The sequence below is a fragment of the Streptomyces kebangsaanensis genome, from assembly GCF_001906585.1.
GTDB classification, from domain to species: domain Bacteria; phylum Actinomycetota; class Actinomycetes; order Streptomycetales; family Streptomycetaceae; genus Streptomyces; species Streptomyces kebangsaanensis.
The window spans coordinates 253-19,243 of record NZ_JUJA01000151.1; the positions used below are offsets into that span (position 1 = coordinate 253).

Here is an 18,991-nt window from a genome sequence, read left to right on the forward strand (position 1 = left end):
TGTAGAACCCCGGCCCGCCGTAATCGGGCCGGGGTTCTGGTCTCAGCCCCCCCGCCCGCGGGCACCCGCTCGTGGTGCCCGCGCCCGACCACTGCCCGGCAGTGTGCCCGCGCCCGACCACCGCCCGGCAGCCCACGCGCCTGCCACGCCATAGTAGAACCGGGCAGCAGGCGCTGCGCGCCCGCCCGCGCCGACCTCCTCCTGCTCCACCGGCCCACCCCCGGGCGGATTCCCGCTGGAACACCTGCCGTTGGCGTTGTTCCCGGGCAACGGCCACCGGGCCCCTTCGCGACGGTCGGGCGGGCCCGGACGGGTGACGAAAGCGCACGCCGCACGCCCGGTCCGGCACCGATGGGCCACGGCCGGCGACGACGCCGGCTCGCCGAACCGCCCGGGCTCGACCGGGACCTCAGCTGGTCACTGTGGCCCGGAACGTCGGGATCTCCCGGCAGCGACTCGCCCGACATGCCGAGGGGAGGGCTGGACAAGGGGAGCCGGTGAAAACGGTGCAACCCACGACATGCCCCGGCGCCCCGTCTCTCGGCGAGGCCGGCATTGACGACGACGTGATCTCGTCTTAGCGAGGACGCATCACGCCTGGCCTCCGCCGTCAGGTCAGGGAAGGAGTCGCCGGTCCACTGGTCGTGTCCTCGTCCTCATCGGCGAAGGCCATGACTCCGTGCACGTAGCGCAGGGGATAGGCGTTCTTCTTGCGGTGTGCGCAATGATTCAGCAATTCATAGCCGGCGCACAGCACGACCTCATTCCCCTCGTACGACTCCAGGTTGATCACCGCGGCTTCGAGCAGGCCGATCTCGCCGACGAGCAAAGGGATATGATTGAGGCCTTGGAGTGAGGCCAGTCCGGCTCGCGCGTAAAGTAACGGTATCAGAGTGGACCCGCTGGCGTCGGCGACCGTTTCTCCGTCCGCATCACTTAATTCAGAAATTCGAGCATGGGCGTGCTCAAGAATTTCCACGAGGGTGGCTGTTTCTCGGGCCGTGATCGCAATCGCATCCGGGGTGGCTGGTGTCGAGGGGCCGTGGGTCTTGTCACGGTGGCGTCGGCGCATGGATGTGCTCCCGGAAGCTCCTGCGGCGGGAAGCTGAATGCCCTCTCGGTATCCAGCCGTGCCGCGCCACGACTGGTGAGGTGGCGGTCAATCGGTGTTCACACCGTAGCGCAAACGCTTTCTCAATCGATCACCTTTGGTCACTCTTTGCGTCAACCTGCTCCATCTTTACCATCAGGACCATCAGGACGAAGCCTGCCCTCGCGTATCCAGGGATGCAGGGCTCAGTGAAGCCCTGCATCCTGTCAGCCGCAGACCTCGGGGCCGCGCTCGACGCAACGGTTGCCCTTCACGGTTTCCCCGGGTCGACGTTTCAGGGGTTCCTTCGGCTCATGAAGCCGAATATCCATGATCCGGCGAGCACTACTGAGGAGCAGAAGAACAGGCGCGCGGCATCGCCGGCTCCCCAGATGAAGCCTGCCACGAGACCCAGAATCAGAACAAAGATTCCGGCGCCGAAGAACGCGTTTGAGTTCTTTTCCAGTCTGCTTTTCATTGTCACCACTCTCCTCTCTGTCGAGGGGGGCTGACAAGACGTCAGCCCCCCTCGGGAAGGGTTGGTCTCTACGCGACTACCTGCGCCACCAAGGCTTGCGGTGGGACGTGCGGACGGCGCGACGTGAGCCGCTGCCGGGCCACCGCTTGGCGGCATATCTGACTATGCCGGCCCGAGCACCTGCCCCGATCGCGCCACCGATGGCGCCGACCCCGGCTCCATAGATCGCAGCTCGTCCCACGCTGCCCCAGGACGCTCTGCGGTTGCCCGCCTTCTTGGCCACGGCTCCGGCCAGGCCGCCGGCGATCACCGCACATGCGGCTGCTGCGGTACCGAAGGAGACGAGACCACATCCCAGGCCCGCTGCACCGGCCGCCAGGCCCACTCGGTGCCTCTTGACGAAGCGCTTGGTCTTGCGCCATGCCTTCTTCCAACTCCACTTCCCGTCAAGGTCGTATCGATTGAGGGGATCGGCGTGAACGTAGTCGTAGGCGTTGGCGTTGCCGCCCGCGATCGGGTCGACCGACAGGAAGCGGCCGATGGTCGGATCGTACAGACGCACACCCATGAGGGTGACGGCGCTCGGGGTTTCGGTGGAGCGCTGCTTGCCGCCGAGCCAGCCGTAGCGGGCGGGGTCGGTGCCGGGCAGCGGGTTGCCGTACTCGTCGTAGGTGTTGACCACCGGGGTGGTGTCGTCCACGAGCGGGATCTGGGTGCCGATGTCGCCGTGCAGGTTGGCCAGTTGCAGGGTGACGTCGCCGGTCGCGCCGGTGGTGGCGATCAGGTTGCCGGACAGGTCCTCGAGGCTGCGGCTGACGGTGCCGTTGTCCTCTGCGGTCCAGTCCGGGCTGTCGCCGTCGCCGCCGTAGTGGTTGGTCCTGGTGGCGGCCGCGCCCCAGGTGCCGTCCTCCGCCTGCTCCTCGGTGTTCCAGGAGGCGAGGCGGCCGTCCGCGTCCAGGTTCCAGGTCGTGCGCTTGGAGTTGGCGGTGATCTGACGGACGAGGTCGTTGGCGTGGTAGGCGTACTGGGCGCCGCCGGCCTGTGCGGTGGTGCGGCCGAAGGCGTCGTAGACGGTGCCGGCGGCGATCAGCCGGTCGGCGCTGTCGTAGGTGGAGTTGACGGTGTTGGTGGTGGGGGCGCCTCCGTCGACGTCGTCGATCGTGGTGGTCAGGGAGGTGCGGTTGGTGTTGTCGTCGAAGGTGTAGGCGCGGTGGGTGGTGACGCCGGTCTGGGAGTCGTCCACCTTGGTCAGGCGGCCGGCCGCGTCGTAGGTGTATTCCTGGTAGGCCCCGCCCCCGGTGTAGGTGGTGCGGGTGACGACCTGGTCGTGAATGTTCTGGCTGGTCGACTCACCCTGGACGGTCCAGCCGGACTCCCAGTGCCAGTAACGGGAGGTCTCGGTGCCGGTGGGGTCGAGGTTGAACTCGACGTCCATGTTCCACGGCAGCTTCTGCTTGTAGAGGCGGCCGTCGGAGTCGTAGTAGCCGGTGACGTCGCCGATGGTGCCCATCACCGAGTCGTGGATCCTGGTGGGCAGACCGGCGGGGTTGTCGTAGTCGTAGGTGACCGTGGAGGGGGCCGAGTCGGTGACCCGGATCCTGCGGTCGCGGTTGTCGTACTGGGTGCGGGTGACGTTGCCGGCACCGTCGTCGTAGCTGATCTCCCGGCCGAGCAGGTCGGTGGTGCGGCGGATGGTGGCGGTGCCGTTGGTCACGGTCGCCACGGAGCCGTTGTCCGGGTCGTAGGTGGTGGTCCGGGCCGGTACCGCGGTGCCGACGCCGCCCGTCACCTTGGCCTGGGCCGGACGTCCGGCCGCGTCGTAGGCGTTCTCCGTGGTGCGGGTGACGCCGTTGGCCGTCTCGGTGACCTTGGCCGCATTGCCCCAGCGGTCGTACTCGGTGGTCACGAGCGGCAGTTCGGCCGGGTGGGAACCGCCTCCGGTGATCTTGCCGGCCGGGCCCGTGGAACACACCAGGTCGGCCCATTCGGGCCGTCCCTCGCAGGTGCCGGTGCCGGTGGCGGACCAGTAGCGGGTCACCGTCGCTCCGGCGTCGTTGCCGTTGGACTTGGGCAGCGTGGTCTTGATGACCCGGCCCTGGGCGTCGTAGCTGGTGGTCTTGGCCAGCTTCAGCCCGTTCGGGTCGGTGACCTCACTGGTGGGCAGGCCCTTGACCCAGTCGTAGGCGGTCGTGGTGGTGCGTACGTCCCCGTCGGTGGGGTAGCCGTCGATCGCCGCGCCCACCAGGGCGGTGGTGACCTGGTCGCTCACCGTGGCGCTGCCATCGGTGGGCCGGCCCTCGTCGTAGCGGTTGACGGTGTGCTCACGCGCGGCGGCCTGCACCCCGGCCGGAAGGTCGGGGCTGCTCTCGTCGCCCTTGAGGGCACGGGTGAGGGTGACCAGGTGCAGCGGCCCGAACTGCTCCAGCATGCGCTTGCCGTCGGCGGAGTACACGGAGACGGTGCCGAGCTTGCGTGCGCGTTCGGCCGGGGAGTCGGAGAGGATGCCGAGCTCGCTCTGGGTGTTGACCTGGTAGTCCTCGCTGCCCAGGGCCAGTTCACGGTTCGTGGCCGTCAGCTCGAAAGTCTTGTTGCCGAACCGGTCGTACTGTTTGACGGTCAGGTGCCGGCCGGGCAGGCCGGTGTTGACCTCCCGTCCCGATGCGTCGGTGTAGGTGAGGGTGGCCTTGTCGTAGTCGGCCGCCCCCAGACCACCGCCCGTGTGGGAGAGGGGAACCTGGTCGGCGGGGAAGACGGCGGTGGCGTCCGTCGGTGCGTCCGTCTGGCCCCACTTCGCCGCTTCGCCGGGCGAGACCTGGTGGGGGGCCTTGGTGCCGGACAACGGCACGTCGTAGACGACCGAGCTGACGGCCTTGCCGCCGTCCTGCTCGTTCCTGGTGCCGGCCTTCAGGGTCGGACGGGAGACCGACAGCAGCATGCCGTCACCGGCCACCGCGTTGGAACCGGCCTTGCCGTACTCGAACGTCCACGGCAGTTCGCCCGGCGGGGTCAGGGTGACCACACGGCCGGCACTGTCGTAGGTGTAGGCGGTCTTCAGCGCCGGGGAGATGCGCGGATCCCACTGCTCACGCAGGCGGCCCTGGCTGTCGTAGGCGTACTGGGAGACGACCGTCGCGGTGGAGGCCGACGCACCCGGGGCGGTGGTCCACAGGCGAAGCCGCGAGACCTGACCGGCCACGTCACCGAGCGTGCTCCCGCTCGCCGTGGTCGTGGTGGCGTACTGGTACTCCAGGATCCGGCAGCCCTTGGTCGACGGCGTGCTCGCGCAAGTGGCGGCGGAGACTGCCGAGGAGGGCGCGATCACGTACCGGGGACGGGCCAGGGTCTTGCCGTCCACCGTGACCTTCTCCGAGATCACGGACGTGGTGGAGTTGTCCGTCGGCAGGAAGGTCCTGGACAACTGCCAGGTGGTGGCGGCCGTGTCCACCTTGGCGAACACCGAGGTGGTGCCCTCCGTGTCCTTCAGCGTGAAGGAGCCCGTCAGCGCGCCGGTCAGCGTCAGGTCCTCCGCGCCGGTCTCCGGCTTCCAGCCGCCGTCCTTGGCCGCGGTGAACCCGGTTTCCTCGCCGTCCACGTCGACCACCGCCACCGAGGTGGCCGAGGTCTTGCGCACGTAGGCCCAGTCGCTGTCGGAGAGTTCGGCCAGGGTGCCCGCGGTCCACTGCGGACCGAAGGGGGCGACCTGCCCCTCCTGCTGGGACCCGTTGGCCGGGCGCCGGGAGGAGAAGGAACGCGTGGCGGTCAGGTCGAACCCGGAGGCGTCCGTGTCCGACAGGCTGAAGTCACCGGTGAGCGTGTTCACGCTGCCCGGCCCGACCTCGGCGCTGGGTGCCTCACCGGCGTTGCGGTCCACCGTGACAGTGCTGGCCGGGGAGACATCGGTGAGGGTTCCGTCGGTGAACACCGCGCGGACGTCCACCGGGCCGTCTTCGCTCAGGGTGTCGGTGACGTTCCAGGTGAGCGCCTCGGCGTCGCCACCGGTGACCTTCGCCGGCCATGCGGCCAGGGTCGAGCCGTCGGCCTTGCGGCGAACGTCCTTGGCGGGAATGTCCTTCCAGGTGTCCGTCTCGCCGCGGCGGTACTGGTAGCGCACCCCGGTGTCGCCCGTCTTGCCCTGGCCGGTCAGTTCGGCGCGGCGTGCGGGACGGTCCCCGTTGTCGGGGGTGAGCAGAGCGGCTCCGGAACCGGCGTAGAAGGTGTGGCTCGTCTCCGCCGAGACGTTTCCGGCCGCGTCCTTGGTGCGCGCCGTCAGGACGTGCTTGCCCGCGCGGAAGACCGGCTTGCGGGCGACGGCGGTGCCGGTCGTGGCGGCCGACTGCCAGCTGCCCGAGTCCAGCTTCCACTGGACTTCCTTCACATCGCTGGTCGGCGGGGTGAAGGTGAACGTCCCGGTGAAGTCACCGTTGTCGTCCGGTGTCCCGGACCACTGACCGGCCGGGAAGTCGGTGGAGGACACCTTCGTCGTCGCCGGTGCCGTGGTGTCGACCGTGAGGGCACGGAAGGCGGACCAGGCGCTGTTCGCCGAACCGTCCGAGGACCGCGCACGCCACTTGTAGCTGCCCGCCGGAAGCGCCGTGGGCTTCCAGGACGCCTGCGCGCCGGAGGCCACGTAGCCGCTGGCGCCGGAGCGCAGTGCGGAGGTGCCGTTGGACGTCCAGACCTCGAAGTCGAACTTGACCTGCGAGCCGTCGCCGTCCAGGGCCTTCACCGAGAGGGCCGGTGCGGTGACGTTGGTGGCGGCCTTGTCCGCCGGGGCCATCAGGGTCGGGACGTCGGGTATGGAGTTGTAGGTCACCGACAGGTACGGCGTGTTGCTGGCCGCGTTGCCCGAGTTGAAACGCTTCCACCCGTACGGGTCGGACTCGTCGGAGGCGCGCAGCCCCAGGTGGTTGGAGCCGTTGCCGTTGGCGGCCCAAGACTTCACCAGCGAGGTCACGTCCGCACTGACCCAGCCGTCGTTGCAGGAGCTGGAGAAGCCCTTGGTCTGGGTGCTGGTGGCGTACGTCTGCCCCCAGGCGGGCTGGCTGGCCCAGCGGGTGCCGGTGCCGGCCGCCCCCGTGCTCACCACCTCCCAGCCCTTGGGCGTGCACGACCAGGAGTGGAACTCGAACAGGTTCAGCTTCGCCGCGTTGATCTGCTTCCCGGTGATGTTCTTCATGGGGAACGACAGGAACGAGCGGGCCCTCTGCCCCGATCCGTTGTTGCCGATCTTCAGCTCGGTCGCGGTGGACTGGTCGGTGGTGTAGCCCTCCTGGACGAAGGTGTCGAAGCTGGCGCCGACGTTGACGGTCGGGTCGATGGTGACCGGGAACCGGGTCTCCTCATCGGCCAGGAACTCCGCGTCCGGAGTCAGCGTGATGGTGATCGTGTCGCCGTCCTGCGCGACCTTCACCCCGACCTTCGCCGTGTGCGTGTGCTCACCGGAGTTCTTGTCGGTGCGGGCGTCCCACATCACCGGCGACGGCAGGACTCCTGCGGTCCTGCCCTTGGCGTCGGTGAAGGTGATGGAACCGTCCTCGTGCGCCTTCGCGGTCAAGCCCTTGGCCTTCAGGCTGTAGGCGACCTCACCGTTCGCGTCCACGGCGGAACGGCTCTTCAGCTCCAGGAACTGCTCGTAGCCGGTCCGCGTGGACTCGATGAGCAGGTCGGTCGCCGGCAGCACGTCCTTGTACCGGGCGACCGTGTCCTCGGCGCCCTCGACCGTGGGCGTGGGCAGCTCCCCGTACCAGCCGAGCTGCATCTGCCGACCGGCGCGATCCTCCATGGTCACCAGCGGCACGGACGACGCGCCCTTCGCACCGGAGGCCTTCAGGCCCTTCGGGGCAGCCTTCCTGCCCGCGAGGGTCAGCCCGTGAGGGTGCCCCTTCGCCCTGACCGACCCGTCCTCGGCCTGGGTCAGCGAAGCGTCGACGTCATGCCACGAACCGTCGTCGCCCTTGAAACGGACCGGCCCGGCGTACGCCTCCTCCGTGACCGTGCCATCGGGATTCACGTAGGTGGTCGAGGTCTCCGTACGGGCATCGGTGACCTCGATCCGGCGGTTCTGGATTCGGGCCTTCAGCCGCGCGGCCGCCTCCGAAGCAGCGGTCGCGGGACCCTGGTTCCTGGACTTGCCGGACGCCTTCGCACCCCTGGCCGGCAGCTCGTGTGCCAGGGCGATGGCCTGGCCCGACGACTCGACCACGATGGCCGCCTCGGCCGCCATCAGCACCGTTAACGCTAAGGCGATGGGCCGCAGACGCCCCATGGCCGGCAGTGGCCGGAACGGCAGCTCGGGGTCGGCGGATCTGAGCCGCCCGTCTCTGTGGAAGAGAGATGACATGTGAAATCCTCACCGGCGCAGTTACGCTCTGCGCCGGTCGAAGATCTTCACACATGGCTCACAACCTGTCATGGCCCTTTCACGAAAATGGCTTGGGTAAACATGAATCCCCACGTCGGGCGGTTCGCTCCCCAGGTCCCACTTGTCGCGGCGTGGTCATCGCCGCTCTCGCGGGACAGGGGTTGGCGTTGCTGCTGAGTGGTCATCAGCTGAACTTTCACGCCCGGAACGGGACCTCGCCGGGAGGAACGGGTCTGCGGGTGGTGTTTCGGCCGTGCCGACTCCATTTCGCGCCACCCGCCCCGCGTACGACGGCGTACCCGTGCCTCCACGGTGCCGTCCGGCCACGCCAGTTGATCCGAAGTCACCTTGACGGCCGCACTGGGAGAGGGCCGGCTCCTTCCGCAAGGGTTCCGCCTGTGCCTTCGGCCGCCGGCGGGTCACCTGTCCGACCGTCGCCGGCACCGGCTCACTGGACGAGGGCCGCTGCCACCGCTCGGTGCGCGCCATGTACTGGATCCTGGAGGCCGCCCGGCCGGGCCGGAGATCCGACTCCTTCTGACCCGGGGCGGACCGGGTTATTGAATCATTCAACGACTGATGGTCGGCTCGGGGACGCAAATGTCGCTCATGCAAAGTCGTTCAGGTTTTCCCTGCGCTGCCCGGCCCCAGGTGTGGCCCTACCAGGCCCGTCGTGTCTGCCGTCCGAAGAGGATGCCGCCCGGTTCGGGCGGTGGGGGAGTGCCCGGTTTGAGGGGCCAGGCGAGCAGCATGCCCGCGACGAAGCCGACCACGTGGGCGGTGTACGCCACGGTGCCCGCCTCGGCGACGGCCTCGCCGGAGGAGTAGAACGCCTGCAGCACGAACCAGGAGCCCAGTACCAGCCAGGCCGGCAGCCGCAGCGGCAGGAAGAGGAGGAAGGGGACGAGGATCCAGACCCGTGCCCTCGGATAGAGCACCAGGTAGGCGCCGAGGACGCCGGCGACGGCTCCCGAGGCGCCGATCAGGGGAGTGGTGGAGTAGGAGTTCGTGAGTGCGAATCCGTATGCGGCCGCGTACCCGCAGACCACGTAGAACAGCAGGTACCGCACATGGCCCATGCGGGCCTCGATGTTGTTGCCGAAGATCTGAAGGATGGGCATCAGCGCAGGTCACAGGCATGATTGCCGAGCCCTGGTCAGCAAGTGGCCAGCAAGCGGCGAGCGGGAGTCCCTGCCTTGCCGACCACGGGGCGCGTCAGCAGGACCAGGTCCGCTGGTTCACTCGTCCTCCGGAAGGTCTCGCTCCTTGGTTCGTCAGCTCGCCCGCGGCATGGGCTCCTCCTTCAGGCCCCGTGACTGCTCCAAGCCCAGCCGGTGCCCGCACGCCTGCACCATCCGGTTTCGCGACGCCCGGGGAAAACAGCGAGAGGAAACCGGGTCTCGGACCCAGGGCGCGGCGGTCGAAGGACTGACGGAGTTGTACGCCGACCGGAAGAAGACGTCTCCCTCGGTGGCGGAGGCGCGACGTGAACTGGGGCAGCAGACGATGGAGGAGTACGCCCAGACGTGGTTGCCTCGCAGGGCGGCGTCGTTCAGGGGTTCTGTCCGGTTTGATCACGTGATGCCGAGGGTCGCCAGCGCTCGGGTGGCGTCTCGGCTGTGTTTGCGCAGGTCGGCGGCAATGTTGTCGCGGCCGGTCAGGCGGAGGGCGCCGATGGCCAGGTTGCGCAGTGCCGCCATGGCCCGGGGCGCGGTCCCGGTCCGCACACGGGAGGCGTCTTCGGCGAAGGTGGTGTCGCGCACGTGGTGGATCTTGTTCTCGATGCCCCAGTGTTCGCGTATACGGTGCGCGATCTCGGGGGCATCGGCCTGCTCGGCCGTCAGATCGGTGACCGCGTAGACACGTTCCAGGGTGACCTTCCTGGTGGTGACCGTCCGGCGGCGGCGCACGATCTGCACGGCCTGGGCGGCGTGGGGGAAGTCAAGGCCGCGGGTGACGGTGCAGGTCTTGACGCGGCGGATCTCGTCACGGCCGTGCTCCGTGGCGCGGGTCTTGTCCAGCAGCGGAACCTCCCGCCAGGGCAGCTGCTTGAGGTGCTGGTGCAGCAGCGGCTGATTCCCCTTGATCACGGCGATGTAGTGGGCCTTCTTCTCCTCCACCAGGAAGCGGGCATGGGCTGTCTGGGAGTGCAGGGCATCGAAGGTGACCACGGTGTCGGCCAGGTCGAGGTCGGCGAGCATCGGCCGGAAGACGGTGATCTCGTTAGTCTTGGCGCTGACCTCACGCTGGGCTGCGACCAGGCCGGTCCCGGTCATCGCGGCCAGAAGGTGGACCTGGGTGCCGTCGGCGCGGCGCGCGCCGCGAACGGTCTTGCCGTCCACGGCCGGCGAGCGGCGGGCGCGTCTGCCCAGGTCATGGTCGGGTGGCGGGCGGTCGGGGTCACGGGCGGCGAGCCAGGCGCCGATCGCCTCGTCGAGGGCGTCGCCGTCCACGCGCTGCAGGATTCGGCGCACGGTGGCTTCGGTCGGGGCGGTGGGCCCGGCGGGTTCGCGGCTGGGGCCGCCGAGGGCGGTGAGCACGGCGGCTGGGGCGTCGGCTGCCCATTCCGCGATCGCGGTCAGGGATTTCGCGCCGGCCAGTACCGCGCACGCGGCGAGTGCGAGGACGAAGGCGAGTGGGTGGCGGCGCCCCTTGGCCCTACGTGGATCGGGCACGGTCGCGAGGCGGTCCAGCAGCTGCGGGTGTTCCCCGGGCTCGGCAGGGCGGCCGCGAGCGAACTCGTGAACGGCCCGTTTGTACGGGGCGGTTCTCGGTTCTGCTGCGCCTGTGGTGAGGGTCCACCTACGATCCGCCGCCGCCCCGGAGCGGGCTGGACGCGCTCGCCGAGGAGATCCGGGCGCCGGGATCAGGCGCGGCGGCCGGCGAAGAGTTCGAGGTGGGCGCAGTTGGGGCAGCGGTAGGCGTCGATCTGCCAGGTGGGCTTACCCATGCGCTTGGCGCCGCCGAAGGGGCCGCGTTCGAGGGCGCCTTGTATCCAGCGGGCGTAGCCGCGGGAGTTCTGGCCGGCATCCTCGACGAAGCCGGGTTCGAGGCCGACGGTGCCGCAGTGGGTGCACCGGAAGGAGTTCGTCACGATCGGAGTCTAGGCTGGTACTGCGCACCGTCGGCGGACGGGTTCACAGGTTCTTGGCGGCCTTGCGCTGGAGCTACCAGGCGACGCCGCGGAGATCATCGGTCAGCGGTGGACTTCGCGGTTCGTCAGTACCAGCAGGGCCCTCACTAGTGCCGCGGCAGGCAACGTTTGCCCGTCAAGGAGCGGCGTCCGGTGCGTGCTCTGGGGGTCCCCCCTGCTCGAAGAGCTTGGGGGAGTGCCGGCCGGAAGTCCTCGTACTGGATGTACTTGGGCTTTCGGGCGGTGCGGCGAGTGGGGGTCCCCCCTGCTCGAAGAGCTTGGGGGAGCGTGCCGGGCGTCGCGACGGGGCGAACGTTGCCTGTTGCGGCACTAGCGCGGTCGCCCACTTCGGGTCGGTGCGTACCTTGCCGAGCACGCGCCGGTTCTTCAGGTGCGCGAAGCCGTGCTCGACCGGTGCCCGGACCGCGGCCAGCGCCTTGTTGGACAGTTTCTGGCTGCGGGTCAGGGGCCGGTTGCGAGCGGCCTTGTAGCCGGTGGTCACCGCCGGGTCGGCGTCCGGGCCGCTGTCGTCGAGGCCGACGAAGCCCAGGTCGGCGATCGCACCGAGCCCGGCCGCGCGGAGATGGGCGGTGAGTCTGTCGTACCGACAGGCGGTGATCTCCGAGGTGCGTCCGGGCCGCACCGCGGAGACCCATGCCAGACGGCCCTTGTCGTCGGTGAGCGCGATCACGAGCAGGCCGTGGCATTTGTGCTTGCCGGAGTAGTTCTTCCGGTTCGCTGTTCCGGTGCGTCGCCGGGTGCGTATCAGGGAGCCGTCAATTCTCCCGGAACGCACCTACGCCGCCAATCACCCGGACGAGTACGCCATAACCGATCCGTGCTCACCAGGCGGACTCTGGCCGTCCGGACTCAACGCTCGGCTTGATGGTCGTGCTGGTGTCCAACGAGACGGGCACAACGATCTCAGGACGATCAGCGGCTGATCATCGGCACGATCCTGTATGGGCTGGTTGCCGGACTCGGTGGTGAAGGGGGTCAGCCGTTTGGGAGAGCCAGCCTGCGCAGGACTGTGAGGAACTCCTCGCGCTGGGCGGGTGACAGGTGGCCCAGCAGGCTGTCGTGGACGTCGCCGACGTCGATCCGGGCCACGTCGAAGAGCTTCCGGCCGCGTGCTGTCGCGACGACGAGCTTGGCACGGCGGTCGCCGACCGCGGCCTCTCGCTTGACGAGCCCGAGGTCCTCCAGTTCGTCGACGAGCGTCACGACCTGGCTCGGGTTGAGCACGAGGAAGTCGGACAGCTCCTTCTGGGTCCGCGGCCGCGTGCAGGCGGTCGTCAGGACCGCGTACTGGCGCACCTTGAGACCGTGCTTTGCGAGGACCTTGGTGTCGTTCGCGGCGCCGCGGGCGCCTGCGCGGATGAGGAGGAAGACGAGGTTGCGGTCGAGCGCCGACTCGGATTCCGACTCGCTGTCCGACGTGCGATCGGAAGGCGTCGGTGGCGCTCCCGTGGAGCTGCGCTGGGCGGTTCGGGGCACGGTGGCCTCCTCGCGGAGTGTTCGGGATGTGTTCGGGATGCCGACACCGCAATCATGTCATGAAACAAACCATTGACTTTTTGAACGGTACTTGTTGTGATCTTTCTCGCCCCGGTCGGGGCACCCTTCCAACGCGTCGAGTAGGACAGAAGATGGATAGCGCCGCCGCTGCCGCCGATCCGGTGATCCCGCCGTCGCCCACGCCCTTCGACCTCGCGGCCAGCCGCATCGACAACCTCGGCATCGGTTCGTGGCCGGCTCGGCGAGCGCGGGTCCGCCCGGATGCCGTCGCCTGGGAGTTCGAGGGTGCGGAGCGCACCTACCTCGAGGTCCACGAGCGGACCAACCGCCTCGCCAACGCCCTTCGCGCCGCAGGCATCGAGCCGGGGGACCGGGTCGCCTACACCGGGTTCAACCACCCGGCTCTCCTCGAGGTGTTCTTCGCGTGCGGCATGGTCGGCGCGGCAGCGGTTCTCGTCAACCCGCGCCTGTCCGGGGCGGAGGTGGCCTACATCCTGGCGGACAGCGGCGCGCGGCTGTGCGTCTACGGCGAGGCGCAGGTGGCCAACGTCGAGGGCCATCTGATCCATGCTGTCGGCGTCGTCGAGAGCTGGATCCACGTCGATGAGCCCGCCGCCGGGGCGGACGGACCCGCCTACGAGGACTTCCTCGCCACCGGGTCCCCCGTCTGGGGATCCGCAGCGGTGCCGCTCGAGGCCACGGCGCTTATCATGTACACGTCGGGAACGACCGGCCGCCCGAAGGGCGCGATGCTCTCGCACCGGGCGCTCTTCTACCAGAACGTCAACGCGCTCATCGGCCAGGACCTCCGGCAGGACGAGCACCACCTCGTCTGCGCCCCGCTCTTCCACATCGCCGGGCTCAACATGATGACGCTGCCGACCTTCACGCTCGGCGGGCGGCTCCTCATCCAGCGTGGCTTCGATGCCCCGACGGTGCTCCGCACGCTCGAGGAGCGGCAGGTCACCTCGGCGTTCTTCGTCCCGGCCATGCTCGACGCCGTCAGTCAGCAGCCCCGCTTCGCCGAGGCGGACCTGTCCTCGGTCCGGGCCCTCATGGTCGGTGGGTCGCCACTGCCGGACCGGACGATCGCGACGTGGGCGGCCAAGGGGATCCCGCTGATGCAGGGCTTCGGCATGACCGAGACGGCCCCCGGGACGAGGATGCTTGAGCCGCGCGACAACGTGCACAAGTCCGGCTCGGTCGGCCGGCCGCACTTCTTCACCGACAGCGTCGTCGTCGGGTTCGACGGGCCGGCGTCTCCTGGCGAGGCCGGCGAGATCCTCATTGCCGGGCCGAACGTCATGACCGGCTACTGGAACCTTCCCGAGGCGAGTGCGGAGGCCCTCGCCGACGGCTGGTACCACAGCGGCGACGTCGGGATCAGCGACGAGGAGGGCTACCTCTTCGTCAAGGACAGGGTCAAGGACATGTACATCTCGGGCGGGGAGAACGTCTATCCCGCAGAGGTGGAGAACAGCCTGCTCCAGCTCGATGGCGTCCGTGACTGTGCCGTCATCGGCGTGCCGGACGGCCGTTGGGGCGAATCCGGGGTGGCCTACGTCGAGCCCGCGGCCGGCGCCGAGCTCGACGGGGCGGAGTTGCGCGAGCGGCTGCGCGAGCGCCTCGCCGGCTACAAGCTCCCCCGCGAGGTCGTGATCGTCGCGGCGATCCCCCGCAATGCGACCGGCAAGATCCAGAAGTTCCGCCTGCGGGAGCAGTTCGCCGCCGACAACCAACAGGGGCCAGATCCGGCCCGTCCCTGAACGCTGCCCGAAGCCGCGCGGCAGCGACACCCATAGCCGTACGCACGAGTGCCGGCAAGCCAAGGAGACATACACATGAAGAAGATGACTTTCACGGCGCTGGTGCTCGCGAGTGCCCTCGCCATGAGTGGCTGTGGCTCCTCGGAGCCGGCCAAGGGGACCGCCGGTGGTGGCGCGACGACTGAGGTGACCGTCGGCACCCTGCCGATCCTGCCCACCGCGGCGATCATGCTCGGCATGGACAAGGGCTTCTTCGCCAAGGAAGGACTGGACGTCAAGCTCGAGACCGGCCAGGGTGGTGCGGCGCTCGTGCCGGCGGTCATGTCCGGGCAGATGCAGTTCGCGACGGGCAACCCGATCTCCCTGCTCCAGGCACGGGACAAGGGTCTCGACGTCCGCGCCGTCTCGTCCTACACCTACGACACCGACGAGGGTGTCCACGCCGTCCTCACCAGCCCGGACAGCGGTATCAAGACCGCCAAGGACCTCGTGGGCAAGAAGGTCGCCATCAACACCCTGAAGTCCATGGGCGACCTGCTCATCATGGACGCGGTGAAGAAGGACGGGGGTGACCCGAAGGCCGTCTCGTTCGTCGAGCTGCCCTACCCGAACATGGAGGCGGCTCTCAAGAGCGGCCAGGTCGACGCGGTGTGGACTCCCGAGCCGTTCATGACGGTCATCCGGAAGGCCGGCAACCCCGTGGTGACCTACCCGGGCGTCGCCTCGGTCAAGGGTCACCCGACGATGGCCTACTTCACGAGCGGCACGCTCGTGAAGTCGAAGCCGGAGCTCGTCTCGGCCATGGCCAAGGCGATCAACGTGACCATGGACTACGCGCAGGCGCACACGGACGAGGTCCGCGCCAAGGCGGCGTCGGCCCTCAAGATCGACCCTGCCCTGTCGAAGGAGGTCGTCCTCGAAGACATGGGTGGCCCCGTGCGCAAGGACGAGCTGGCCGCGATGGGTGGCCTGATGAAGCAGTACGGCGTCATCACCAAGGACGCCGACGTCGCCGGCCTGCTGCAGTCCGTTCCGAAGCCCTGAGCCGCGCAGCCGACGGAACCTGCCACAACATTCAGGAGTGACAATGATCGAACCTGCCACGACGCGGCCGTCGGCGCTGCCGCAGACCGTGCGACGCCGGAGCGAGGGCCCGGTCGACATCCTCGAGCTCGCCCGTCCGGACAAGCGCAATGCCCTGGACAACGAGACGGTCCTCGGGCTCGGCGCCTACTTCCGCGCCGTGCCCGAGGGGGTGCGTGCGGTCGTCCTCGCCGCCGAGGGCCGGCACTTCTGTGCCGGACTCGACCTCAACACGATGGACGAGTCGGGCGTGTTCGAGGGAGTACTTCACTCGCGGATGTGGCACGGGGCACTCGACGCGCTCATCGGCTCGCCCGTCCCGATCTTCAGCGTGCTCAAGGGTGCCGTGATCGGCGGTGGCCTCGAGCTGGCGTCCGCGACCCACGTGCGGGTTGCTGAACGTTCGACCTTCTACGCGCTGCCGGAGGGGCAGCACGGGCTGTTCGTCGGAGGTGGCGCGTCGGTGCGGCTGCCCCGGCTCATCGGGGCCGCGCGGATGACGGACATGATGCTCACGGGCCGCCGCTACGACGCCGTCGAGGGGGAGCGGATCGGCCTGTCCCAGTACGTCGTCGAGGACGGGGACGGCTTGCCGACGGCACTGGAGCTGGCCCAACGCGCCGCGGCCAACAGCCCGATCACGAACTACGGGATCCTCCACGTGCTGCCACGCACCGCGGAGGCGAACCCGCGCGAGGGTTACCTCATCGAGTCGCTCATGGCCGGCATCGCCTCCGGCAGCGACGAGGCGAAGTCGCGGATGCGCGTCTTCCTCGACCGTGACACGGCGGGAGCCCGGACGTGACCGCGGGAGCGGGCTCAGTGGCATACCGCGACGTCCGGACCGTCCTCGTCGTCGGGGCGGGCGCCATCGGGACGAGCTGGGCCGCCCACCTGCTGCGGCAGGGTCTCGACGTCGTCCTCGCCGACCCGGACCGACCGGCGCTCGAGCGGGCGCGCACCCTGGCGGCGGCCTTCATCGAGGAGGGCGACGGCCCGGCCGACACGCTCGACCACCTCACGACGACGACCGAGGTCGAGGCCTGCGCGCCGGCTGCCGACCTCGTCATCGAGGCCGGTCCCGAAGTGCTCGACGTCAAGCGCGACCTGTTCGGCCGGCTCGATTCGCTGACCGGCGTGGACGTGCTTCTGACAAGTTCCAGCTCCGGCCTGCCGCCCAGTTCGTTTGCCGGGGCGGCAGGCCGCCACCCCGAGCGTGTCCTGGTCGCGCACCCGTTCAACCCGCCTCACCTCGTGCCGCTCGTCGAGCTCGTCGGGGCGCCGACCACGGCGGAGGGCGCACTCCGTGCGGCCGACGCGTTCTTCACCGGGGTCGGCAAGAAGTGCATCACGCTGCGGACCGAGCTGCCGGGCCACGTCGTGAACCGGCTCCAGGCGGCGCTGTGGCGAGAGGCGTACGACCTCGTCGGCCGCGGAGTCGTCAGCGTCGCCGACATCGACACCGCGATCGCCTGGGGGCCGGGGCTGCGCTGGGCTCTGCTCGGACCGTTCGCCACTCAGCACCTGTCCGGTGGTGCGGGCGGCATCGCGCACATCCTCGAGCACCTCGGGCCGCCGACCGTCGAGTGGTGGAAGGACCTCGGGGACCCGAGCCTGACCTCCGATCTCCGTGGGGCGATCGTGGCGGGCATGACCGAGGAGATGGACACGATCGCGCAGGACGAGGACGGGCTGCGCGCGCGGCGCGATGCGGCGCTGAGAGGCCTGATCCGGGCCAAGGAGGAGGCGGGCCTGCCATGACCGAACAGAGCATGGAACAGACGACGGAGCAGCCCACCGGGCAGACGACCGAACCGAGGACCGAGCACGGCCTGGCACACGGCGACCTGCTCTTCACCCCCGGCGCGGAGCAGCTCACCTCCTCGCGCCTCGCCCACTACCTCGACTGGCTCGCCCGGGAGCGGGGCCTGCGCTTCGACCGCCGGCAGCTGTGGGAGTGGTCGGTCACCGATCTCGAAGGCTTCTGGGGCAGCATCTGGGACCACTTCGACGTGCTCGCATCCGTCCCGCCGGAGCGGGTGCTCGCCTCGGCCCGGATGCCCGGCGCCGAGTGGTTCCCCGGCGCTCGGCTCAACTACGCCGAGCAGGTCTTCCGGCACACCGACGACGACCGGGTCGCGATACACGCGTACTCCCAGACCCGGGGACCGGCCACACTGACGCTCGGTGAGCTGCGCGACCAGGTCGCCCGGGCCCGCACGGTGCTGCGCCGGCAGGGCGTCGGCCCTGGCTCCCACGTCGTCGCTCACCTGCCCAACCTGCCCGAGACGGTTGTCGCCTTCCTCGCCACGGCCTCGCTGGGCGCGACCTGGGCCTCATGCGCGACCGAGTTCGGCGCCCGGTCCGTCATCGACCGGTTCGGCCAGATCGAGCCAACGGTCCTCCTCGTCGCGGGCGGCTACACCTACGGCGACAAGCCCATCGACAAGAGCGCCGACGTGGCCGAGCTCGTCGCGGGCCTGCCCACCCTGACGGCCGTCTTCGACATCGAGTACGGCAGCTACCGCGCGACGGGTGCCTACGGGAGCACTGGCGTCCAGGGCAACGTGAGCGTCATACGGTCATGGCAGGAGGACCTCGCCGCAGTCGAGCCCGAGCCGCTCACCTTCGAACAGGTCCCCTTCGGCCATCCGCTCGTCATCCTCTTCTCCTCGGGGACGACGGGGCTGCCCAAGGCCATCGTCCACGGGCACGGTGGCATCCTCCTCGAGCACCTCAAGTGCCACGCCCTGTCGTGGGATCTTGGCCCGGGCGACACCTTCCTCTGGTACTCGACGACTGCGTGGATGATGTGGAACGCGCTCGTCAGCGGCCTGCTCGTCGGCTCGTCGATCGTGTGCATCGACGGCAACCCGGTGCACCCCGACCTCGACTGGCAGTGGCGGCTTGCCGAGGAGACCGGAGCGACCGTCATGGGTGCCGCGCCGGGCTTCATCATGGCGAGCCGCAGGGCCGGCCTGCGTCCGGCGCGCGACCACCGCCTCCGGATCCGGCAGTTCGCCTCGGCGGGGGCACCACTGCCGCCCGAGGGCTATGCGTGGATCTACGACCAGCTGCCCGGGGTCGTGCTCAACATCGGCTNNNGGGTGGCACCGACGTGTGCTCGGGCATAGTCCAGGGTGACCCGCTCCTGCCGGTGTGGGCCGGCGAGATCTCCGGCGCCGCGCTCGGCGTCGCGGCCCGCGCCTTCGACGAGGCCGGCAACGAGGTCGTCGGCGAGCTCGGCGAGCTCGTCATCACCGCGCCGATGCCCTCGATGCCGATCGGCTTCTGGGGCGACGCCGACGGATCCCGCCTGCGGGCGGCCTACTTCGACCGCTTCCCCGGCGTGTGGCGGCACGGCGACTGGATCGTCTTCTCACCCGAGGGGCACTGCCACGTCGCCGGCCGGTCGGACGCGACGCTGAACCGTGGCGGGGTGCGCCTTGGCACCGCCGAGTTCTACCGCGTCGTCGAGGAGCTCCCCGGCGTCCAGGACTCGCTCGTCGTCCACCTGGAGCAGGCCGGTGGCAACGGCGACCTCGTGCTGTTCGTCCAGACC

At 69.4% G+C, this 18,991-nt stretch carries 12 protein-coding genes and 1 pseudogene; 5 read left to right on the forward strand and 8 right to left on the reverse strand.

Annotated elements, in window-relative coordinates; all coding sequences use genetic code 11:
* Nucleotides 1-610: 610 nt before the first annotated feature.
* The 8 genes and pseudogenes from RH94_RS40430 to RH94_RS24555 all read right to left on the reverse strand — a co-directional run bounded on the left by RH94_RS40430 (nt 611) and on the right by RH94_RS24555 (nt 12,559).
* Complete coding sequence (locus RH94_RS40430) at nt 611-1,072, reverse strand: hypothetical protein (RefSeq protein WP_143204067.1); 462 nt, start codon at nt 1,070-1,072, stop codon at nt 611-613.
* A gap of 313 nt (nt 1,073-1,385) precedes the next feature.
* Complete coding sequence (locus tag RH94_RS40435) at nt 1,386-1,568, reverse strand: hypothetical protein (RefSeq protein ID WP_143204068.1); 183 nt, start codon at nt 1,566-1,568, stop codon at nt 1,386-1,388.
* A 76-nt stretch (nt 1,569-1,644) separates the two neighbouring features.
* Nucleotides 1,645-7,908 carry a DNRLRE domain-containing protein gene (locus RH94_RS24530; RefSeq protein WP_234426012.1) on the reverse strand — a complete coding sequence of 2,088 codons (6,264 nt, stop codon included), beginning with the start codon at nt 7,906-7,908 and terminating at the stop codon, nt 1,645-1,647.
* Nucleotides 7,909-8,588: 680 nt separating this feature from the next.
* A pseudogene (locus RH94_RS24535) lies at nt 8,589-9,050 on the reverse strand (rhomboid family intramembrane serine protease); the annotation flags it as partial.
* Nucleotides 9,051-9,503: 453 nt separating this feature from the next.
* Nucleotides 9,504-10,604, reverse strand: a complete 1,101-nt coding sequence (locus RH94_RS24540) for an ISAs1 family transposase (RefSeq protein WP_199881048.1) — start codon at nt 10,602-10,604, stop codon at nt 9,504-9,506.
* Between the two features lie 191 nt (nt 10,605-10,795).
* The gene (locus RH94_RS24545; protein WP_073950017.1) at nt 10,796-11,023 is read right to left on the reverse strand and encodes a hypothetical protein; all 228 of its coding nucleotides are present in this window, start codon (nt 11,021-11,023) and stop codon (nt 10,796-10,798) included.
* 175 nt (nt 11,024-11,198) lie between these two features.
* Nucleotides 11,199-11,858, reverse strand: a complete 660-nt coding sequence (locus RH94_RS24550; protein ID WP_234426013.1) for a transposase family protein — start codon at nt 11,856-11,858, stop codon at nt 11,199-11,201.
* A gap of 200 nt (nt 11,859-12,058) precedes the next feature.
* On the reverse strand, nt 12,059-12,559 hold the full coding sequence (locus RH94_RS24555) for a MarR family winged helix-turn-helix transcriptional regulator (RefSeq protein ID WP_073950019.1): 501 nt from the start codon (nt 12,557-12,559) through the stop codon (nt 12,059-12,061).
* 59 nt (nt 12,560-12,618) lie between these two features.
* Here RH94_RS24555 and RH94_RS24560 point away from each other — a divergent pair, with 59 nt between their 5' ends.
* From RH94_RS24560 to RH94_RS44485, 5 genes are all read left to right on the forward strand, one after another.
* A complete protein-coding gene (locus RH94_RS24560) occupies nt 12,619-14,346 on the forward strand; it encodes an acyl-CoA synthetase (protein WP_234426014.1) in 1,728 nt (575 codons plus the stop codon).
* A gap of 75 nt (nt 14,347-14,421) precedes the next feature.
* Nucleotides 14,422-15,390 (forward strand): ABC transporter substrate-binding protein, encoded by a 969-nt coding sequence (locus RH94_RS24565; protein ID WP_073950021.1) that lies wholly within the window; start codon nt 14,422-14,424, stop codon nt 15,388-15,390.
* Nucleotides 15,391-15,433: 43 nt separating this feature from the next.
* A complete protein-coding gene (locus RH94_RS24570; RefSeq protein WP_073950023.1) occupies nt 15,434-16,234 on the forward strand; it encodes a crotonase/enoyl-CoA hydratase family protein in 801 nt (266 codons plus the stop codon).
* A 17-nt stretch (nt 16,235-16,251) separates the two neighbouring features.
* Nucleotides 16,252-17,190 (forward strand): FAD-dependent oxidoreductase, encoded by a 939-nt coding sequence (locus RH94_RS24575; RefSeq protein WP_199881049.1) that lies wholly within the window; start codon nt 16,252-16,254, stop codon nt 17,188-17,190.
* Nucleotides 17,187-18,531 (forward strand): AMP-binding protein (locus RH94_RS44485; RefSeq protein ID WP_234426015.1); only part of this gene is annotated, 1,345 nt, incomplete at its 3' end. The genes RH94_RS24575 and RH94_RS44485, both read left to right, overlap by 4 nt.
* Between the last annotated feature and the right edge of the window lie 460 nt (nt 18,532-18,991).

What these genes read in the sequence shown, in the direction of transcription:
- RH94_RS24560 (WP_234426014.1), top strand. Translation starts at nt 12,619, where the DNA reads ATGAAACAAACCATTGACTTTTTGAACGGTACTTGTTGTGATCTTTCT.
- RH94_RS40430 (WP_143204067.1), bottom strand. Translation starts at nt 1,072, where the DNA reads ATGCGCCGACGCCACCGTGACAAGACCCACGGCCCCTCGACACCAGCC.
- RH94_RS24530 (WP_234426012.1), bottom strand. Translation starts at nt 7,908, where the DNA reads ATGTCATCTCTCTTCCACAGAGACGGGCGGCTCAGATCCGCCGACCCC.
- RH94_RS24570 (WP_073950023.1), top strand. Translation starts at nt 15,434, where the DNA reads ATGATCGAACCTGCCACGACGCGGCCGTCGGCGCTGCCGCAGACCGTG.
- RH94_RS24565 (WP_073950021.1), top strand. Translation starts at nt 14,422, where the DNA reads ATGAAGAAGATGACTTTCACGGCGCTGGTGCTCGCGAGTGCCCTCGCC.
- RH94_RS40435 (WP_143204068.1), bottom strand. Translation starts at nt 1,568, where the DNA reads ATGAAAAGCAGACTGGAAAAGAACTCAAACGCGTTCTTCGGCGCCGGA.